The organism is Xanthomonas sp. WCS2018Noco2-27, from assembly GCF_031843525.1.
Lineage (GTDB): Bacteria > Pseudomonadota > Gammaproteobacteria > Xanthomonadales > Xanthomonadaceae > Xanthomonas.
Genome location: NZ_JAVTIK010000001.1, coordinates 553716 through 573158 on the forward strand (window position 1 = coordinate 553716; position 19443 = coordinate 573158).

Annotated in this window: 16 protein-coding genes; 6 read left to right on the forward strand and 10 right to left on the reverse strand. The window is 65.1% G+C overall.

Annotated features, from left to right (window positions below; genetic code table 11):
- Positions 1-58: 58 nt before the first annotated feature.
- The 5 genes from RQH86_RS02460 to RQH86_RS02480 form a co-directional block, all read right to left on the reverse strand.
- A complete protein-coding gene (locus tag RQH86_RS02460) occupies positions 59-541 on the reverse strand; it encodes a hypothetical protein (protein WP_055844240.1) in 483 nt (160 codons plus the stop codon).
- Positions 541-1938: a PhoH family protein gene (locus RQH86_RS02465; RefSeq protein WP_055844239.1), complete on the reverse strand. Its 1398-nt coding sequence runs from the start codon at positions 1936-1938 to the stop codon at positions 541-543. The genes RQH86_RS02460 and RQH86_RS02465 overlap by 1 nt, the downstream gene beginning before the upstream one ends.
- An 82-nt stretch (positions 1939-2020) precedes the next feature.
- Positions 2021-2503 (reverse strand): peroxiredoxin, encoded by a 483-nt coding sequence (locus RQH86_RS02470; protein WP_115511940.1) that lies wholly within the window; start codon positions 2501-2503, stop codon positions 2021-2023.
- A 39-nt stretch (positions 2504-2542) separates the two neighbouring features.
- Positions 2543-2893, reverse strand: a complete 351-nt coding sequence (locus tag RQH86_RS02475; protein WP_055844224.1) for a ribonuclease E inhibitor RraB — start codon at positions 2891-2893, stop codon at positions 2543-2545.
- A gap of 13 nt (positions 2894-2906) precedes the next feature.
- Complete coding sequence (locus tag RQH86_RS02480) at positions 2907-3533, reverse strand: glycine cleavage system protein R (RefSeq protein ID WP_115511939.1); 627 nt, start codon at positions 3531-3533, stop codon at positions 2907-2909.
- A gap of 93 nt (positions 3534-3626) precedes the next feature.
- Between RQH86_RS02480 and dapA the strand changes: the two genes are divergently transcribed.
- Entirely contained in the window at positions 3627-4535 is a 909-nt protein-coding gene (gene dapA / locus RQH86_RS02485; protein WP_115553586.1) for a 4-hydroxy-tetrahydrodipicolinate synthase, read from the forward strand.
- Positions 4536-4551: 16 nt separating this feature from the next.
- Positions 4552-5067 carry a hypothetical protein gene (locus tag RQH86_RS02490; protein ID WP_055844218.1) on the forward strand — a complete coding sequence of 172 codons (516 nt, stop codon included), beginning with the start codon at positions 4552-4554 and terminating at the stop codon, positions 5065-5067.
- 107 nt (positions 5068-5174) lie between these two features.
- On the opposite strand, the gene fdxA is transcribed toward RQH86_RS02490, so the two are convergent.
- The 5 genes from fdxA to RQH86_RS02515 all read right to left on the reverse strand — a co-directional run bounded on the left by fdxA (position 5175) and on the right by RQH86_RS02515 (position 9342).
- Entirely contained in the window at positions 5175-5498 is a 324-nt protein-coding gene (gene fdxA / locus RQH86_RS02495; RefSeq protein WP_005994928.1) for a ferredoxin FdxA, read from the reverse strand.
- A 286-nt stretch (positions 5499-5784) separates the two neighbouring features.
- Positions 5785-6663, reverse strand: a complete 879-nt coding sequence (locus RQH86_RS02500) for a 2-dehydro-3-deoxygalactonokinase (protein WP_311238424.1) — start codon at positions 6661-6663, stop codon at positions 5785-5787.
- Positions 6660-7571 carry an SMP-30/gluconolactonase/LRE family protein gene (locus RQH86_RS02505; protein ID WP_311238423.1) on the reverse strand — a complete coding sequence of 304 codons (912 nt, stop codon included), beginning with the start codon at positions 7569-7571 and terminating at the stop codon, positions 6660-6662. Before RQH86_RS02505 ends, RQH86_RS02500 begins: the two co-directional genes overlap by 4 nt.
- Positions 7565-8713 carry a galactonate dehydratase gene (gene dgoD / locus RQH86_RS02510; RefSeq protein WP_055844210.1) on the reverse strand — a complete coding sequence of 383 codons (1149 nt, stop codon included), beginning with the start codon at positions 8711-8713 and terminating at the stop codon, positions 7565-7567. The genes RQH86_RS02505 and dgoD overlap by 7 nt, the downstream gene beginning before the upstream one ends.
- A complete protein-coding gene (locus RQH86_RS02515; RefSeq protein ID WP_055844207.1) occupies positions 8710-9342 on the reverse strand; it encodes a 2-dehydro-3-deoxy-6-phosphogalactonate aldolase in 633 nt (210 codons plus the stop codon). Before RQH86_RS02515 ends, dgoD begins: the two co-directional genes overlap by 4 nt.
- Positions 9343-9756: 414 nt before the next feature.
- Between RQH86_RS02515 and RQH86_RS02520 the strand changes: the two genes are divergently transcribed.
- From RQH86_RS02520 to RQH86_RS02535, 4 genes are all read left to right on the forward strand, one after another.
- Positions 9757-10728, forward strand: a complete 972-nt coding sequence (locus RQH86_RS02520; protein ID WP_055844203.1) for a LysR family transcriptional regulator — start codon at positions 9757-9759, stop codon at positions 10726-10728.
- A gap of 259 nt (positions 10729-10987) precedes the next feature.
- Positions 10988-13921, forward strand: coding sequence for a TonB-dependent receptor (locus RQH86_RS02525; RefSeq protein WP_311238422.1), 2934 nt, complete (start codon positions 10988-10990; stop codon positions 13919-13921).
- Between the two features lie 333 nt (positions 13922-14254).
- Complete coding sequence (locus tag RQH86_RS02530) at positions 14255-16975, forward strand: TonB-dependent receptor (protein ID WP_115511932.1); 2721 nt, start codon at positions 14255-14257, stop codon at positions 16973-16975.
- 111 nt (positions 16976-17086) lie between these two features.
- Entirely contained in the window at positions 17087-19345 is a 2259-nt protein-coding gene (locus RQH86_RS02535) for a sialidase family protein (protein ID WP_311238421.1), read from the forward strand.
- Positions 19346-19443: the final 98 nt, after the last annotated feature.

Genomic DNA, 19443 nt, shown 5'->3' on the forward strand with positions numbered 1-19443 from the left:
GCACTGCCGGCTGGCGGCTGTGCAGGGATGGTGCAGCGATGCTGACGTGTGGGCGGTGTTACGGGGTGCCGTTGACCGCGATCTGCGAGAACGCGCCGGTCTGCGGGTCGTACAGCGCCCCCCAGAAGGCGCTACCGCCGTCGCAGACCTTGATCGCTTCCCTGGCCGGTTTCACTGGCGGGTCGTTGGGCAGCTTGAAGGCGTTGATGTAGATCAGTTGCTGGCCCTCGATCACCACGCCCACATATTGCCGGTCGAACTCGCGCGGCTCGGCGATGCTTGGCGTCAACGCATCCTGCCGGGATTCGAGCTGCTCGATCTGTTGATGGCTCGGTTCCCAATAGCCGGTGATCTGGCCTGGGTGACGCGCCGGACTGTCGCGCGAGCAGGTGTCCAGCACCTGCTCGGCGACGCTCTGGCGGGTGATGATCCACGACTGCCCGCTTTTGAGATTGGTCGGTACGGTAGAGGGCGCTTGCGTGGTCGCACAGCCGGCCAGCGCGAGCACTGCAAGGGCTGTAGCGCTGCGAAGCGTTCGCATCACAGCACCTCCGAGGCGAAGTCGGCCAGACGCGAACGTTCGCCACGGCGTAGCGTGATATGCGCACTGTGCGGCCAGGCCTTGAAGCGATCCACCGCGTAGGTCAGGCCGGACGTGGTCTCGGTCAGGTAGGGCGTATCGATCTGCTCGACGTTGCCCAGACAGACGATCTTGGTGCCGGGGCCGGCGCGGGTGATCAGCGTCTTCATCTGTTTCGGCGTGAGGTTCTGCGCTTCGTCCAGAATCAGATACCGCGACAGGAAGGTGCGGCCGCGCATGAAGTTCATCGAGCGGATCTTGATGCGGCTGGCGAGCAGGTCGTTGGTGGCTGCGCGGCCCCATGAGCCGCCGTCCTGGTTGTGGGTGAGCACTTCCAGGTTGTCGGTGAGCGCGCCCATCCACGGCGTCATCTTTTCTTCTTCGGTGCCGGGCAGAAAGCCGATGTCTTCGCCGACGCTGACGGTGGCGCGGGTCATGATGATTTCGCGGTAGCGCTGCTGATCCATCGTCTGCGCCAGGCCCGCGGCCAGCGCGAGCAAGGTCTTGCCGGTGCCGGCGGTGCCGAGCAACGTGACGAAATCGATCTCCGGGTCCATCAGTGCGTTGAGCGCAAAGTTCTGCTCGCGGTTGCGCGCGGCGATGCCCCAGACCGCGTGCTGGGTGTGGCGGAAATCATCGACCAGGCACAGCGTGGCCTTGCCGCCGCCGACCTTGGCCACACGCAGTTCGACGTCGTCTTCGCCCGGCAGATACAGGTACTGGTTCGGGTACCAGTCTTCGTCGTCGGCCAGCACGATCTCGTAATGGGTGCGGCCGCGCTCGTTCCAGCTGCGCAGGTCCTCGTTGTGCTTCTGCCAGAAGTCTTCCGGCAACTCGATGGCGCCGGTGAACAGCAGGCTGAAATCGTCCAGCGCGCGGTCGTTCTGGTAGTCCTCTGCCACCAGGCCGCTGATGTAGGCCTTGATGCGCAGGTTGATGTCCTTGGACACCAGGATGACCGGCACATCCGGGTTTTCTTCGCGCAGCGCCAGCACCGAGGCCAGGATCTTGTTGTCCGGCAGCATCGCGCCGAAGGTGCGGCCCGGGTCGATCGGGTGAATCTGGAAATACAGCCGGCCAATCGCGGCCTGGCCCTTGAGCTGGATGCCCTGCGGGTGACTGAGCAGAATGCCGGCCTGAATCTGCTCGGCGTTGGTGTTTTCCAGCAGTTCGTCCAGGAAGCGGCTGACCTGGCGCGCGTTGCGGCTGACTTCGGAGGTGCCCTTCTTGGCGTTGTCGAGTTCTTCGATCACCTGCATCGGAAGGAACACATCGTGTTCTTCGAACTTGAACAGCGAGGTGGGATCGTGCATCAGCACGTTGGTGTCCAGCACGTAGATGCGCTTGCCTCGGGTCATTGGGTCTTCCAAGTGATGGAGCAGGGGCGAGCCATCACGCCTGCGTGTGCAGGGTGATGGAGGACAGGGGAAACGAGGGGCGTCACTGTTTGGCGTGCGCCTTCACGGCAGCCAGCACGGCCTCGGCATGGCCGGCAACCTTGACCTTGCGCCAGGCCTGCACGATGCGCCCCTCGGGCGACAGCAGGAAGGTGCTGCGCTCGATGCCGAGCACCTGCTTGCCGTACATGTTCTTTTCCTTGATCACGTCGAAAGCGCGGCACAAGGCTTCGTCGCCATCGCTGATCAAGGGAAAGTTGAAGCCTTGCTTGGCGCAGAAGTTGTCGTGCGACTTCACCGAGTCGCGCGAGACACCCAGGATGGCAGCGCCGGCTTTCTTGAAGTCCGGCAGCAAGGCATTGAAGTCCAGGCCTTCGGTGGTGCAGCCGGGCGTGCTGTCCTTCGGGTAGAAGTACAGCACCACCCACGTGCCGGCATAGCCGCGCAGGGTGGTCTGGGTGCCGCCGGACAGCGCCAGCGGCAGGTCGAGGGTGGTAGCGGGCAGTTCCAGTACAGCGTCGGTCATCGTTGCTCAGCCTGAAGGGGAGAGGCGGTCGGCGGCCGATCAGGCCGGCCCGACGTCCATCCCATCATAAGCAGCTACATGGAAACGTTTGGCGAGTGCATCGAACTCTGCATTGCGCTGATTCAGCGATTCAATGGTGTGGTGTTCGCGCTTGTCCACATGCAGGAAATACGACTCCTCATCGTCGCCGTCGTCTTCGTCGCGTTCGCCGAGAAAGATGTCGATGACGCGGTAACCGTCCTGGGTCAGCTGCTCGGAAAGCTGTTGCAGCGGCTGCTGCGCCGGGTCGGCGAAAAAGTATTCCCAGCGCAACGGGCCGTCGAGATTCCAGTCGGTCTCGGAGCGGATGTGATCGAACATCTGTTTCAGCGCGGATTTGGCGATGGCCATCGGTGCGTCTGCCTTAGAACTTCATCGGGTCCATGATCGCGTCGAGATTGAGGTGATCACAGAATTCCAGGAAATCATCGCGCAACGCGGCGATGTGCATGTTGGCCGGTACCCCGATGGTCACCTGCGCCGAGAACATCTCCGCACCGGTCTGCATGGCGCGGTAGCGGGTGCTCTGCAGGTTTTCGATGGTGATGCCCTGGCGGTCGAAGAAATCGGCCAGCTGGAACAGGATGCCCGGCTTGTCGGCGGCGATCACTTCGACGATGTACGGCAACAGGTTGGACTGGGTCTGCTTGGGGCCGGTGCGGTACCAGACCAGCTTGAGGCCTTCCTCGCGTTCGAGCCGTGTCAGCATCGCTTCGAGCTTGGCGACCGAATCCCAGGAGCCGGTGGCCAGTGCGGTGACCGAGACATCGCGCCCCACCGTGGCCAGGCGAGCGTCCACGAGATTGCAGCCGCTGTCGGCGATGCGGCGGGTGACAGGCAACAGGGGGGACTCCGGATGCGTCGTGTAGGCGTTGATCAGGAGGTGATTTTCGGTCGGCGAGGGCCGGGGTGTAGAGTCAGTCAAAGGGGCTTCCGGCATTGCATCAGGCTGAATGGCCGCCCGGACAGGCGCCCTGGCGGTGACCAGCATACTTGCCCGTGGTTTCGCGCCGCAAGTAACATGCAGGCGGTCGCAACCCGCGTGCGCGCGGGCCTCCCCTTGTCACGTAAGAGCAGCAGAATCTTGTCCCTTTCCGGCATCATCACCGCGCTGGCGACCCCCTTCGGGCCGGACGGCGCACTCGACCTGGATGCCTGGCGGCGGCTGCTTGAGCAGCAGCTGCACGGTGGCGTCCAGGGAATCGTGGTTGCCGGCTCCACCGGCGAAGCCGCCGCGCTGAGCGACGACGAATACGACACATTGCTGCGCGCCGCGGTGGCCCAGGTCGCCGGCCGGGTGCCGGTGCTGGCCGGTACCGGGCTGTCCGGCACCGCAAAAACCATTGCGCAGACGCGCCGCGCCGCCGCGCTGGGCGCGCAATACGCGCTGGTGGTGACGCCGCCGTACGTGCGCCCGACCCAGGCAGGGTTGAAAGCGCATTTTGTGGCCGTGGCCGACAGCGGCGGGTTGCCGGTGGTGTTGTACAACGTGCCCGGCCGTACCGGCTGTGATCTGCTGCCGGAGACGGTGGCCGAGCTGGTCGATCACCCCAACATCGTCGGCATCAAGGAAGCGCGTAGCGAGCCCGAGCGCGTCGCCGCGCTGGTGGCGTTGCGCAGCGACTCCTTCGTGGTGCTCAGTGGCGATGACGGCAGTGCCGCGCAATCGATGCTGTCCGGCGCCCAGGGGCTGATCTCGGTGGCGTCCAACGCATTGCCGTCGGCGTACCGTCGCTTGTGCGATCTGGCCCGCGATGGCCAGCGCGATGCCGCCCTCGCATGGGATGCGCGCCTGAGCGAATACCATAGCTTCTGCGGGATCGAATCCAATCCCATCCCGGTCAAGGCGCTGCTGCAGCGCGCCGGGATCGGGCACGGCCTGCGCTTGCCGCTGCTGCCACTTTCTGCGGCGCACCAGCCTGCCGCCGACCGCCTTGCCGCCGACGCCGTTGCGTTGGAAGCACTTTCCAGCCGCGAAATGCTCGCGGCCTGACCCAGGAGATCTATCGATGCGTCATTCCGTTTCCCCCGTCCGCGTGCTGTCGCTCGCGTTGCTGGCGACCGCCACCGTCGCCGCCACGAGTGGTTGCAGCTGGTTTCACAAGGGCGCGCGCGGCGACTATGCGTTGGCCCCGGAAGCCCGTCCGCTGGAAGTGCCGCCGGATCTGAACCTGCCCGACACCTCCGGTGCGATGAAGGTGCCGACCCTGGCATCGACCACCCAGCAGACCAACACGCCGCCGTCGGCGAGCGCCAACAGCGGTTTCACCGTGCCGGGCGAGCGCGATGAAGTGTTTGCCAAGGTCGGCACGGCGCTGGCCGAGATTCCCGGTCTGACCGTCGCCAGCAAGGCGCAGATGCTGGGCTCCTACGACGTGAGCTACGAGGGTTCCAGCTTCCTGGTGCGCGTGGTCAAGGTCGAGGCGGGCAGCTACGTGTCGGCAGTGGATCCGCGCGGCATGCCGGCCACGGCTGCCGCACCGGTGGCGGTGATCAGCGCGCTGAAGGGCAAGCTCGGCGGCTGAGTGGTTTGGCCATTGCCGGACAGCAAAACGGGCGCTCAGGGCGCCCGTTTTGCGTTGTTGCGCTGTGGTTAGCGGGCAGCGATGCTGTCGCGCGCCGGGAGAGCGCCTTAGCGCTGCAGCAGCGGTAGCTTGTTCGGCTTGCCGTCCCAGTCTGCCGCATCGGGCAGGGGCTCCTGGCGCACGGTCAGCACTGGCCAGGCCTTGGCCAGTTCGGCATTGAGCGCGACGAAGCCTTCCTGGCCTGCGGGCACGTCATCTTCCGGATAGATTGCGTTAGCCGGGCACTCGGGCTCGCACAGGGTGCAGTCGATGCACTCGTCCGGGTCGATGACCAGGAAATTCGGGCCGACGTGGAAGCAATCCACCGGGCAGACCTCGACGCAGTCGGTGTATTTGCACTTGATGCAGTTTTCGGTGACAACAAAAGGCATGGCGGAATCCGGCGTTTAGCCTGGCAATTCTAAAGCAGTCGGGTGGTGGGTGTGAGGTGGGACGGAGATTGTTTGCCGCGCAGATGATGGATTGGTCGTGGTCTGCGGGTGTCGTGATGCCTGGATCTCGCTGGGTGGGTTGGCTGTCTTCCGCCGTACCCTCACCCCAACCTCCGCTCCGCGTCCCGGCCCGCGCTTGCGGCGCGGGTGCTCCAAGGCGCGCGCGCCATGCCTTCTCGCCCCACGGGGGGAGAGGGGCTTTGCATCCTGTCTCCCCTCAGGGAACTCAGGTCAGGCCGTGTTGCCGGGCCAGCGCGAACAGGCCGGTGGCGGCCAGGTCTTCCGGGTGTTGTTGGGTGGCGACGCCCAGGTGCGTCAACGCCAGGGCGTAACGCTGCGCCAGGGCGGGGCTGCCGACCAGATGCACAGTGGCGTGGCTGCCGCGATGCTCGCGTAGCTCGTGGCCGATCAGCAGGCCCGAGAGGTACGAGGGCAGGGCCTGTGCGCTGAGGCGGTCGAACAGGCCCAGCGTGCGGGTGCCGAACAGGTGGTGACTAAGGCCGCCGGGTTCGGCGCTGCGATCCACGCCTGACAGGAATGCGGCCTCATCGAGATCGGCATGCTCGTCGGGCATCAGCTTGCCGAGGATGCTGTGCTGGCGCAGCACCGCGTACAGCTCGCCGGTCATCACGGTGGCGAAGTCGGTCAGCTGGCCGTTGGCGATCGTCGCCCATTTGCTGTGCGTGCCGGGCAGGCAGGCGATGTGGTCGCCGTCGCCAAGTGCGGCGATCAGGCCGACCAGTTGGGTTTCTTCGCCGCGCATGACATCCGGCACGCCATGCTGCGTGCCGGTGCTGACGCCGGGCACGAACCACAGCGTGCGGCCGGGCAGCAGATCGTCGTAGCGGCGCATGGCCGCAGCCAGTGCGGCGGTGTCGGCCGGGCAGGGCAGGTAGGCCTGTTCGACCCAGCCGTTGCGGCTGCCGATCATGCCCGACAGCACGACCGGGCCGTCCCAGCCATCGATCAATGCGTGCAGGACCTCGCCGAAGCGGCCCTGGCAGGCGAGGATGCCGTCGCTGCCGCGGCGTTGATCGAGCACGGCGCCGGTGGCGTCGAGCAGGTAGGCGCGCAGGCTGCTGGTACCCCAATCGACCGCGATCATGCGCTGGCCACCCGGCTTTCGGGCAGGCCGGCGATGGCGACGTCGCAGACGAACAGGCCGCCGGCTTCTGGCATGCGTGCGAGTTCTTCGGCGCTATGGTCCAGGCGCGAGGAGATCACGTGCAGGCGATCCAGCGTCGCGCCACCGAAGGCGCTGCAGGTGGGGTGTTTGACCGGCAGGTGCACGATGCGCTCGACACTGCCGTCGGGGCGATAGCGCACCACGCGCGAGGCGCGCCATTGCGCATTCCACAGATGGCCTTGGCTGTCGATGATCGAGCCGTCCGGCTCGGCGTCGTCGCGGTCCAGGGTGGTGAACACGCGCGTGTTGCTGGTTTGCGCAGTCTCCGGGTCGTAATCGCAGCACAGGATCTGCGGGCGCACCGAGTCGCAGTAATACAGCGTGCGGCCGTCGAGGCTGAAGCAGATCGAGTTGGGGATCGATACGCCCGGCAGTGGCAACGCGCGCAAGCCATGTGCCAGCGAGAACTGATACATCGCGCCGCGCGCGGCCTTGTTGTCGTGTTCGTCCATGGTGCCGAACACCAGATTGCCGTGCCGATCGGCACGGCCATCGTTGCTGCGCGTCAGCGGGTTGTCGGCCTCGATATCGGCCAGTTTTTCGAAGGGCAACACGTCGTCTTCGGTGCTGTCCGGGTCGGCGATACCGATGGCCTTGGCCAGTGCGATCAGCAGGCGGCCATCGTCCATCAGGCCGAGGCAGCCGGGGCGATCGGGCAGCGTCCAGTAGCGTGTCTGCGCGCTGGCCGGATGATGCCGCCACAGGCGTTTTTCGCTGATGTCGACCCAGTACAACGCCTCGCGCTGTTCGCACCACAGCACGCCTTCGCCATGTGTGCAGCGGCTGTCGACCGCCAGTACGGCGGTGTGTTCGGGCATGCTCACCATTCGGCGATGCTGCCGTCGGCGTGGCGCCACACCGGGTTCCGCCAGTCGGGCGGATTTTCGTTTGCGCGCTTGAGCATCTCTTCGTCGATCTCCACACCGAGCCCGGGCTTGGGCAGTGCGGCGATACTGCCATCCACGCACTGAAAATCGTCTTTATTGATGACGTAATCGAGCAGGTCGGCGCCTTCGTTGTAATGGATGCCGATGCTCTGTTCCTGCAGCACCGCGTTGTGCGAGACGAAGTCCACGTGCAGACACGCCGCCAGCGCGATCGGGCCGAGCGGGCAGTGCGGGGCGAAGCCGACGTCGTAGGCTTCGGCCATCGCGGCGATCTTGACGCACTCGGTGATGCCGCCGGCATGCGACAGGTCCGGCTGCACCATGCCGATACCACCGGCGCACAGCACGTTCTTGAATTCGAAGCGCGAGAACATGCGCTCGCCGGCAGCCAGCGGAATCGAGGTGCTGGCGGCCAGGCGCGGGTAGTACTCGGCCTGTTCGGCCAGCACCGGTTCTTCGACGAACAGGGGCTTGAACGGTTCGAGTTCGCGCAGCAACGCCTTGGCCATCGGCGCGCCAACGCGACCGTGGAAGTCGATGCCGAAGTCGATGGTGTTGCCGAAGGCTTCGCGGATTTCGGCGACCTTGACCACGGCGGCATCGACAGCGCGCGCGCTGTCGATCAGCTTCATTTCTTCGGTGCCGTTGAACTTGAAGGTGTCAAAGCCCAGCGCGCGGTAGTCGGTGATCTGCTGGATGATGGCGCCGGGGCGGTCGCCGCCGACCCAGCGGTAGGTCTTCATGCGATCGCGCACCAGCCCGCCCAGCAGCTCGTACACCGGCACGCCCAGCGCCTTGCCCTTGATGTCCCACAGCGCCTGGTCGATACCGGCGATGGCGCTCATCAGGATGGCGCCGCCGCGGTAGAACCCGGCGCGGTACATGGTCTGCCACAGGTCGTTGATGCGCGCCGGGTCCTTGCCGACGACATAGCCGGCCAGTTCGTGCACGGCCGCTTCCACGCTACGCGCGCGGCCTTCGATGACCGGCTCGCCCCAGCCGGTGATGCCCTCGTCGGTCTCGACCTTGAGGAACAACCAGCGCGGTGCGGCGTGGTAGGTGGTGAGGCGGGTGATCTTCATCCTTGCAGTTCCTGGTAGGCCTGCACGAAGTTGCGTGCATGCGTCTGGGTCGTTTCGAGTGATTGCGCGGGTTTGTACAGTTCGCCACCGATGCCGGCGCCGGCAGCGCCCTGGGCGATGAAGCCGGCCAGGGTCTGCGGGCTGACGCCGCCGACCACGTAGACCGGGATATGGGTGGGCAGCACCGAGCGCAGCGCGCGCACATGCGCAGCGCCATAGGTCGCGGCCGGGAACAGTTTCAGGATCGTTGCGCCGGCATCGATGGCGTCGAACGCCTCGCTGGCGGTGGCGAAGCCGGCCACCACGGTCAGCCCGCGCGACACCGCATGGCGGATCAGGCTGGGGCGCGTGTTGGGGGTGACGATGAAGCGCGCACCGATGTCGGCCAGGGTGTCGACGTCTTCGTTGCGCAGCACGGTGCCGGCACCGATCCAGGCGCGCTCGCCATAGGTCTGCTGGGCGAGGGCGATGCTCTGCTGCCAACGCGGCGAATTGAGCGGGATCTCGATCGCATCGAAGCCGGCGTCGATCAGTGCGCCGACATGGTCCAGCGTTTCTTCCGGCGTGATGCCACGCAGGATGGCGATCAGTGGCAAGGCGAACAGGCTGGCGGTGGTGTCTGAGGTCATGGTGTTACTCGCGATAGAGCGGAAAGCGGCCGTTGGCGGCCAGATGGCCGGCAACGTCGTGGGAGCTTGCGCGACTGCGCGCGGCAAGCAGGTGCTGCCGATGCGCAATCCGGAGAAGAAAACGAAGCGCGGGTGGGCGGGTGCCCGGGTGGGCGATGCGTGCGTGATGCGCGACATGTCTACCGCTACGGCCTGCAAGTGGCCGGCAAGATGCCGTCATCGTCGTCCACCTCCGCGGTCATGGCGTGCGTGCTGCCACCTGATCAAAGGCGGTCACGTCTGTTCTGGCCGCGCCCGGGAGGTAGGGGCTCCTGCTGCGGCGAGCGCTAGCCTCGCCTGGGGAGATATGTGCTGCAAATGAAATTTTCGGCATATTCTATTCCTCCGACGAATACACAGCCGCAACCGCACCCCATGGCAAATTCCGGTACTCCCTGGTTCAACGCAGCCCGCCTCAAGACGCGTCAACTGCTGCTATTGCTGCATCTGCACGAACAGCGCTCGGTATTGCGTGCGGCCGAGGCCGCCAGCATGACCCAGCCGGCCGCATCCAAGCTGCTGGCCGAGATGGAAGACATGCTGGGGGTCAAATTGTTCGAGCGGCATGCCCGCGGCGTGGAGCCCACCTGGTACGGCCATGTGCTGATCCGGCGTGCCCGTGCGGCGATGTCGGAGATCGGCCGCGCGCAGGAAGAAATCGCTGCGTTGCGGGCCGGCCGCATGGGCCAGGCTTCGATCGGGACCGTGGTCAATCCAGGAACCAATCTGGTGCCGCAGGCCATTGCCGAGGTCAAACGCGAGTTTCCGGACATCCTGGTGCGGGTGGAGATGGACTACAGCCGCCCGCTCGTTGCCAAGTTGCTGGATGGCCAGCTGGACATCGTGATCGGCCGCATCCTCGGCCCGGAAGGCGTGGGCGAACTGGAATTCGAGCCGCTGGCCGATGAGCCGCATTCGGTGATCGCCCGTGCCGGCCATCCGCTGGCCAGCCGCGTCGGCCTGCAGCATGCGGACCTGGTGCGGTATGGCTGGATCCTGCCGCCGGCCGACAGCGTGCTACGCGCGCGGCTGGACTCGATGTTCATGGAGCACGGCGTGCAGACGCCGACCAACGCCATCGAAACCTCGTCGTTGCCGGTGACTTCCACGCTGTTGCGCGGCACCGACATGCTGACCGCATTGCCGGTGGAATCGGTGGCGCCGCTGATCCAGGCCAAGTTGCTGACGGTGCTGCCGATCGAGCTGGGGGTGCGGATGGAGTCGTTCGGCATCATCCGTCGGCGCGATTACATCCTGCCGCCGGGTGCCGAGCGCATCCTGCAAGCGCTGCGGACTACCGCGCGCCGCTTGTACCCCGGTCTGCGCGGGCCGGAATCCCTTACCTAGCGGGCTCTTCCATTTCTATTCCGTGAAGTAATACCAGTCCGTGAATTTTTCATTGGCTGGCGCTAGACCGTGCGCCTATATCTGTGCGCCAGATCGCACGCTGAAGCGCACGTGAAGTCGGGCAGGTGATCGGCGGCCAAGCCGCCAAGTTAAGCAACGGTGGAGATCGGCATCAGTGCCTGTTTCCACCCGATCACGCGGGGCGTCTTGCGCCGCGACAACCAGTCTTCAGTCGTCTTGCGTCCTGGGAGGGATTCAGATGTTCAAGTTTTCAAGCCATGCCTCGGCAGGTACGGGCGTGCGCGCCCGTCGTCTGCAACATCTGCGTCACTCGGCCATGGCCGTCAGCATCGGCGTGTTGCTTGCTGCACCGGTGTATGCGCAACAGGCGCAATCGTCGCCGGGCGCTGCCTCGAACAAGGCCGGCGCCAGCGCGGTGGACCTGGATACGGTGGAGGTGCGCGGTGTGCGCGCCAGCCTGATCAAGTCGCAGGTGATCAAGCGCGACTCCACCCAGATCGTGGATTCGGTCAGCGCCGAAGACATCGGTGCGCTGCCCGACCGCAGCGTCACCGAAACCCTGCAGCGTGTCAGTGGCGTGACCATCGACCACTTTGCCGCGCGCAGCGACCCGGACCACTTTTCGGCCGAAGGCAGTGGCGTGATGATCCGCGGCCTGACCCAGGTGCGCGGCGAACTCAATGGCCGCGACATCTTCAGCGCCGCCAGCGGCCGCGGGCTGAGCTTTGAAGACGTCCCGGCCGAGTTGATGGCCGGCGTGGACGTGTACAAGAACCCGTCCGCAGAAATCATCGAAGGCGGTCTGGGCGGCACGGTCAATCTGCGCACGCGCATGCCGTTCGACAACCCAGGGCGCATCGTCGGCGGCAATATCGACGTCAACTACGGCGACATGAGCAAGAAGTACAAGCCGTCGGCGTCGTTCCTGTTCAGCGATCGCTGGGATACCGGTGTCGGCGAAATGGGCTTCATGATCGATATCGCCCATTCGGAACTGGCGACGCGCTCGGACGGCATCCAGGTGGAGCCGTATGTGCGGCGCACCGACGACGCGGTGCTGGCCGGCAGCGGGCGCAGCGAGGTGTACGTGCCCGGTGGCGTCAATTGGCGTCAGCTGGATTTCGAACGCAAGCGCGACGGGATTGCCGCAGCGTTCCAGTGGAAGCCCAGCGACCAGACCGAGATCTACGCGCAATACCTGCGTTCGCGTTACGACATGAACTGGCAGGAGCGCGCGGCGTTCTTCAACGACAGCAACAACAGCATCAGCCCGGCGCCCGGCACCACCTTCGAGTACGACCAGGACGGCGTCTTCCAGCGCGGCTCGCCGGTGTCCAACTCCTGGCGCGGCGTGCTGACCGGCGACGGCGTGCGCTTCAATACCGACAACCGCTATTCCGAACAGCGCACCACCACCTCGGACCTGTCGGTGGGCTTCAGCCACTATTTCAACGACAACCTGCAGATCAAGGGCGATGTGCAGCTGGTGCAGTCGGAGAACGACCAGCTGGACTTCACCGTGTTCAGCGCGACCTATCTGCCTGGCTTGACCTATGACGTTTCGGGCAAGTATCCGACCGTGCAGATCGCCAACCAGGGCTTCACCCAGGACCCGTCCAATTATTTCTGGGCGGCGGCGATGGATCACCTGGGCAAGAATCGCGGCCGGCAGCTGTCCACCCGCGTGGACCTGGAATACACCTTCCAGGACAGCAGCTGGCTGCGCTTCATGCGCTTTGGCATGCGCGCCACCGACCGTAACCAGACCAACAAGAACTCCGGGTACAACTGGGGCGTGTTGTCGGACAACTGGGCGGCGATCCCCGGCAGCGCGACGGGCCTGGCGGACATGTCGCAATACCTGCCCGACGAGTCGTCGCGGTTCACCTTCTCCGATTTCTTCCGTGGCGGTGTGAACGTGCCCACCACCCTTGTGGTACCCAACGGTGGGCTGGTCAAGAACTACCGGCGCGCGTCGGACCTGCTGCAACAGCAGATCGTGGCATTGCGTGGCTACGGCTGGGCGCCGGATACCTATCAGCCGCAGGACACCAATCGCCAGTTCGAGCGCACCCAGGCCGCGTATGCGGCGCTGTACTTCGGCAACGACGAAGCATGGGGCGTGCCGGTGGACGGCAATATCGGCGTGCGCATCGTGCAGACCAAGACCCAGGCCGAAGGCTTCGGTCAGTTTCAGGACCTGTCCGGGTTGAACGTGTCGCCGGAGCTGCAGGCCCGTTACACCGGCCAGTACTTCGACAACAACGCGCAGGGCAGCTACACCAATGTGTTGCCGAGCTTGAACATGCGCTTCCGCTTCACCGACACCTTGCAGTGGCGTATCGCTGCGTCCAAGGCGATGGCGCGCCCGGATTACACCCAGTTGCAGCCGTACGTATTGCTCAACGTGGAAACCGACGACGCCGGCAATGCGACCAATTTCGTCGGCACTGCGGGCAATCCGACCCTCAAGCCGATGACCGCCAACCAGTTCGACACCGCGCTGGAGTGGTACTTCGACAGCAGCGACATGCTGTACACCACGCTGTTCTACAAGAAGGTCAAGGACTACTTCTCCACCCAGACCCGCAGCGAGACCTACGACAACCGCGAGTGGCTGGTGACCCGGCCGTACAACACCGACGAAGGCACCATCCGTGGCGCCGAAGTGGGCTACACGCAGTTCTTCGACGAACTGCCGGGCTGGATGAGCGGGTTCGGCATCAATGCCAACTTCACCTTCGTCGACAGCAAGGGCGGCGCCAATACCGCCATCGACCCGTACACCCGCACCACGGTGACCGGTGTCGAGCTGCCGCTGGAAGGCTTGTCGCGGCGCAGCTACAACCTGGCCGGCATCTACGAGAAGGGCCCGCTGTCGCTGCGCCTGGCCTACAACTGGCGCTCGCGTTATCTGTTGACCACCAGCGATGCAGCCACGCGCCTGCCGACCTGGGCCGACGACTACGGCCAGCTCGACGGCTCGTTCTTCTATCGCTTCAACGACCATCTGCAGCTGGGCGTGCAGGCCAACAACCTGACCAACACCGTGACCAAGGTGCTGATGGGCCCGACCTCGTATGCGGACGGCGAAGTGGACCCGCGCCTGTACACGCGCTCGTCCTTCGTCAACGACCGGCGCTACTCGCTGGTGCTGCGCATGAACTGGTAAGCGACGTCGATCACGGATCCACTGTGAGCGGACTCGCAGAGTCGAGTCCGCTTCTGCCGGGCCACTTGCCCTGCCTGCCGATGCCGGAGCAATCGGGTTTGCCAGGCTTGCTATAGCTTTAACGAATACCTTTCCAGGAATATTTCATTGGTGTGGCATGACGGCCGCGCCCTATGCTCCCGCCGCAGCCGCAGGTCTGCCCGCCAGGGCGACCACGCATCCGCGCCTCCGGTCTTGCCGGGTGGCAGATGCGGGCCAGCAACAACGACGGGCAGGGCGTTCGCGCACCGGCCCGCTAAAACGAGTAGTACATGCGTCCTGGGAGGGAGCACCATGTCAGTGCAATATCGCCACATTCCGGCAGGCCGGACTGTGGGCCAGCGTTCGATCCGTGATTTCCGCCGCTCCGTGATGGCCATCAGTGTGGCCACGCTGCTGAGCGCGCAGGCCTACGCGCAGGATGCGACCACCACTGCCGCGCCCGCATCGGACGCCACCACCCAGCAGCTGGACACCGTGCAGGTCACCGGCACGCGCAGCAGCGTCACCAAGGCGCAGCTGGTCAAGCAGAACGCCGAGCAGATCGTCGATTCGATCGTCGCCGAAGACATCGGCAAGCTGCCCGACAACAACGTCGCCGAGGCGTTGCAGCGCATCTCCGGTATCCAGATTTCGCGCAACTACGGCGAAGGCAGCTCGATCGCCATCCGTGGTCTGACCCAGGTGCGCACCGAACTCAATGGCCGTGACATCTTCACCGCCAACGATGGTCGCGGCCTGAGCTTCGAAGACGTGTCGGCCGAGCTGCTTGGCGGCGTTAATGTTTACAAGAACCCGTCTGCCGACATGATCGAAGGTGGCCTGGGCGGCACCGTCGACCTGCGCACGCGTCTGCCGTTCGATTACGACGGCCGCAAGATCGCCGGTAGCGTGCAGTACAACCATTACGACCTGGCCGACGACGGCAAGCCGGCGTTCTCTGGCCTGTTCAGCGATCGCTGGCAGACCGGGATCGGCGAGATCGGCATCCTGGTGAACTACTCACAGCAGAAGAGCCCGTTCCGCCAGGACACCATTTCGATCGAGCCGTGGTACACCCAGACCGATCTGCCGGGCTATGAAGGCCAGCAGATCTCGGTGCCGCACGGCGCCGGTATCAACACCACCGTCGGCGAGCGCGAGCGCAAGACCGGCGCGTTTGCGATGCAGTGGCGTCCCAACGATGCGGTCGAGGTCTATACGCAGGTGCTGCGTTCGGAATACGACTTCAGCTGGCACGACTATTCGTTCTTTGCCTTGACCGGTGCCAACCCGATGCAGGGCACGCCGGGCATCCAGATCAACGACCGCAACGAGTTCGTCAACGGCACCTTCCAGAACGTGCCGGCCGACTCCAACACCAGCCTGACCGAGCGGCATTCGGTGACCACCGATTACTCGCTGGGCGCCAAGTGGACGGTCAACGAAAAGCTGACCCTGAGCACCGACTTCCAGTATGTCGATGCCACCACCACCGGCACGCGTTACATCGTGGCGACCGGCTTGAACAACACGCCGTTCTTCAATATCGATTTCCGCGGCGACCTGCCCAAGTTGTCGGTGACCGATGCAAGCGGTGCCGAAGGTTTCCTGGCCAACCAGGACAACTACAACGGCTGGCGCTGGCACCTGGATAACAAAGACGACAACAAGGGCACCGAATTCGCCTGGCGTTCGGATATGGATCTGGCGTTCGACAGCGATTTCGTGCGCAGCTTCAAGGCCGGCGTGCGTTACACCGACCGCGATGCCGAGACCAAGGGCAACGTGTTCCGTTTCATGTGCATCAACGGATGCGCCGGCACACCGTTCTCGCAGTTCCCCACCGTGGGCGTCGTGACCAACCCGATCACCGACTTCTTCCGTGGCAAGAGCAGCACCTTCGGCCCTACCTTGACCGCATCCGATGTGGCCGTGGGTAACTACGAGCAGACGCTTGCGACCTTTGGCGGCACCCCGCTGGAATTTGCGCCCAACAACATCAACACGCAGAACGAGAAGACCTACGCCGCCTACGGCGTGCTGCGCTTCGGCGTGGATGGCGACATCCCGTTCGACGGCAACATCGGTGTGCGCGTGGTGCGGACCGAAGTCGGCTCGCAGGGCGTGCGGACCGGCACCGACGCTGAAGGCGGCGGTCTGATTCCGGTCGATGCACAGCAGACCTACACCGACGTGCTGCCGAGCTTGAACCTGCGTTGGATGCTGAGCGATCAGCTGCAGTGGCGTTTTGCGGCCTCGCGCGGTATTTCGCGCCCGACCTTCGATCGCCTCAATCCGAACCTGAGCCTGAGCACCGGTACCTCCAACGGTGCGTCGACCTTCACCGGTGCCGCAGGTAATCCGAGTCTGGAAGCGGTCAAGGCCGACCAGTTCGACACCGCGCTGGAGTGGTACTTCGGCCAGGGCTCGATGATGTACGGCACCTTGTTCTACAAGAAGGTGGAAGGCTTCATCGCCAACGCCGTCTTCAACGAGGTGTACGACGGCCAGGTGTGGCAAATCACCCGTCCGGTCAATGGCGACTCGGGCAAGATCCGCGGCGCGGAACTGGGCTACACGCAGTTCTTCGACTTCCTGCCGGGCTGGTTGAGCGGCTTCGGCGTGCAGACCAACTACACCTACGTCGACAGCGAGGCGCCGAGCCCGACTGCCACCGACACCAACGGCCAGTCGTTGACGGTGCCGCTGGAAGGCTTGTCCAAGAACAGCTACAACGCGATCCTCAGCTACGAAACGTCGCGCTTCCAGGGCCGTGTGGCCTACAACTGGCGCAGCGACTGGCTGGTGACCACCGCAGGCAACGGCACCGGCAATCTGCCGGTCTACAACAAGGGCTTCGGCCAGCTGGATGCTTCGCTGCGTTTCAACATCAATGCTGTGTGGTCGATTTCGCTGGACGGCGTGAATCTGCTCGATACCCGTCGCGAAAGCTACCTGGGTAACGAGTCGCGCTACCGCGACTTTGTGATCAACGATCGTCGGTATGGCCTGACATTGCGGGCCAGCCTGTAGAACGCGCCGTAGGAAGTGCGTCTCCGGTCCGGCGAGCTGTGCAGGCAGCTCGTTGGACCGGTGTTTTTCCTATCGATGGCGCTGCCGTCGATCGCGAAGGGAGCCGGAGGAATGATCGCCATGATCGATCCGCCTACTAAGCGCCGCCTTTTCGCAGCACATGCGTGGCTGACAGCTGTTTGCCTGACGCTGGTGTTGCTCTTCATGACGTCTCACGTGCACGCGGCCGAGCCCGTCACGCAGGGGCCGTACCAGTGGCGCAGCGTGGCCATTGGCGGTGGCGGCTTTGTCACCGGTGTGCTGTTTCATCCCGCCGAACGCGATCTTGCCTACGCGCGCACCGATGTCGGTGGCGCGTATCGCTGGGATGCGCGTGCGCAACAGTGGGTGGCACTGACCGATTGGTTGGGCGCCGACGACTGGAATTTGATGGGCATCGATGCATTCGCCATCGATCCTGCCAATCCCGCCGCCATCTATCTGGCGGCCGGGACCTATATGCACGCGCGCGCCGGCAATGCGGCGGTGCTGCGTTCGTTTGATCGAGGGCGCAGCTTCGAGCGCGCCGATCTGCCGTTCAAACTGGGCGGCAATCAACTGGGCCGCGCCAACGGCGAGCGGCTGGCGGTGGACCCGCACGATGGCCGTGTGCTGTTGCTGGGCGCACGCGATGCAGGCCTGTGGCGCAGCGACGATCGCGGCGCGCACTGGGCGCGGGTGGACGGATTTCCTGCCGAGGTATTGGCCGGTGCCACCGCGCGCAACCATGTCGGACGCGACCAGTCGGTGGGGATTGCCTTTGTCGTGTTCGACGCCGCCAGCGGCCGCGCTGGCAGTCCCACGCCACGGATCTACGTTGGCGTCTCCACCGCACACACCAGCCTGTATGTGTCCGACGATGCCGGTCGCACGTGGTCGGCGGTGGCCGGGCAGCCGCACGGCTTGCGTCCCAGCCATATGGACGGCGGCCGCGATGGGCAGTGGTATCTCAGCTACGGCGATCAGCCCGGCCCGGACTTGATGGCCGGTGGTGCGCTGTGGAAGTACAGCCCGGCGCAGGGGCGCTGGAGCGAGATCAGCCCGATTCCGCAGCCGGCCACTGGCGATGGTTTTGGCTGGGGCGCGGTGGCGGTGGACCCGCACGATCCACAGGTGCTGCTGGCCAGTACCTTCCGTCGGCGGACGCCGCGCGATGAGCTGTTTCGCAGCGTCGACGGCGGCAAGCACTGGACGCCGTTGTTGGCCGATGCGGTGTTCGATCACAGCGCCGCGCCGTGGACCGCGCAGGCGACACCGCACTGGATCGGCGCGCTGGCGATCGATCCGTTCGACAGCAACCACGCGCTGTTCGTCACCGGCTACGGCATCTGGGCCTCGCGCAATCTGCGCGATTTCGCCGATACGCGGCAGCCGTTGCAGTGGTGGTTCCAGGACCGGGGGCTGGAAGAGACCGTGCCGTTGGACTTGCTCAGCCCGATGGCCGGCGCGCATTTGCTCAGCGCGCTGGGCGATATCGATGGGTTTCGCCACGATACTCTGGATACCGCGCAGCTGCAGTATGTCGGCCCGCGTCTGACCAACGGCGAGAGCATCGATGCTGCAGGACAGGCGCCGCTGACGCTGGTACGCAGCGGCACCGTGCGCGACCGTCGCAACAACGAGATCCGCGCGCTGCTGTCGCGCGACGGTGGTGCGCACTGGAGCGCGTTTGCCAGTGAACCACCGGCCGGGCAGGGTGCGGGCACCATTGCCATTGCAGCCGATGCATCGCGGGTGGTCTGGACGCCCAACAACGGCGGTAATTGGCGTACTGCCGATTTCGGCAAGCACTGGCAGCGCTTGCAAGGGCTGCCCGACACGGCGGTGGTGGTGGCCGACCGCGTCGATGCGCAGCGCTGGTATGCCGCCGACACCGTCAGCGGACGCTTTTACGAAAGTACCGATGGCGCGGCCAGCTTCCGCGATACCGGGCACCAGGTCGGCAACCCTGCGCGCGATGAGCGTGTGCGTCCGCAGCTGCGGCCCGACCCCTGGCGTGCCGGCGTGGTGTATCTGGCCAGCCCTTCGCTGGGCGTGATGCGTTGGCAAAACGGACGCTTGCAGACCCTGTCCAAGCCGGACGAAGCGCGCTCGCTGGGCATCGGCAAGCCACTGCGCGATGGCGCACCGCCAGCGCTGTATCTGGCCGGGCGCGTGGCCGGTGTAGATGGCGTATTCCGCTCCGACGACGACGGCGCGCAGTGGCTGCGTATCAACGACGATGCGCACCGTTTCGGCAAGCCTTACAGCGTCACCGGCGACCCACGACGGCCTGGTCGCGTCTACTTCGCCACCGGTGGCCGTGGCATTTTTTACGGTGATCCACGATGAGCGCTGCGTGCCTGCGCGCGGCATCGCGCTGCCGTACCTTGACCCGCTGCATTCCCTATCGCCTCGTTGCGCGCCGACCGGCCGCGCTGTTCCTGGAG

Bases quoted from the DNA above. Each gene is read 5' to 3' on its own strand.
- RQH86_RS02475 (WP_055844224.1), bottom strand. From the start codon at position 2,893: ATGGCCATCGCCAAATCCGCGCTGAAACAGATGTTCGATCACATCCGC.
- dgoD (WP_055844210.1), bottom strand. From the start codon at position 8,713: ATGAAGATCACCCGCCTCACCACCTACCACGCCGCACCGCGCTGGTTG.
- RQH86_RS02465 (WP_055844239.1), bottom strand. From the start codon at position 1,938: ATGACCCGAGGCAAGCGCATCTACGTGCTGGACACCAACGTGCTGATG.
- RQH86_RS02525 (WP_311238422.1), top strand. From the start codon at position 10,988: ATGTTCAAGTTTTCAAGCCATGCCTCGGCAGGTACGGGCGTGCGCGCC.
- RQH86_RS02460 (WP_055844240.1), bottom strand. From the start codon at position 541: ATGCGAACGCTTCGCAGCGCTACAGCCCTTGCAGTGCTCGCGCTGGCC.
- RQH86_RS02515 (WP_055844207.1), bottom strand. From the start codon at position 9,342: ATGACCTCAGACACCACCGCCAGCCTGTTCGCCTTGCCACTGATCGCC.
- RQH86_RS02480 (WP_115511939.1), bottom strand. From the start codon at position 3,533: ATGCTGGTCACCGCCAGGGCGCCTGTCCGGGCGGCCATTCAGCCTGAT.
- RQH86_RS02535 (WP_311238421.1), top strand. From the start codon at position 17,087: ATGATCGCCATGATCGATCCGCCTACTAAGCGCCGCCTTTTCGCAGCA.
- RQH86_RS02500 (WP_311238424.1), bottom strand. From the start codon at position 6,663: ATGATCGCGGTCGATTGGGGTACCAGCAGCCTGCGCGCCTACCTGCTC.
- RQH86_RS02490 (WP_055844218.1), top strand. From the start codon at position 4,552: ATGCGTCATTCCGTTTCCCCCGTCCGCGTGCTGTCGCTCGCGTTGCTG.
- RQH86_RS02470 (WP_115511940.1), bottom strand. From the start codon at position 2,503: ATGACCGACGCTGTACTGGAACTGCCCGCTACCACCCTCGACCTGCCG.
- RQH86_RS02530 (WP_115511932.1), top strand. From the start codon at position 14,255: ATGTCAGTGCAATATCGCCACATTCCGGCAGGCCGGACTGTGGGCCAG.
- RQH86_RS02505 (WP_311238423.1), bottom strand. From the start codon at position 7,571: ATGGTGAGCATGCCCGAACACACCGCCGTACTGGCGGTCGACAGCCGC.
- RQH86_RS02520 (WP_055844203.1), top strand. From the start codon at position 9,757: ATGGCAAATTCCGGTACTCCCTGGTTCAACGCAGCCCGCCTCAAGACG.
- fdxA (WP_005994928.1), bottom strand. From the start codon at position 5,498: ATGCCTTTTGTTGTCACCGAAAACTGCATCAAGTGCAAATACACCGAC.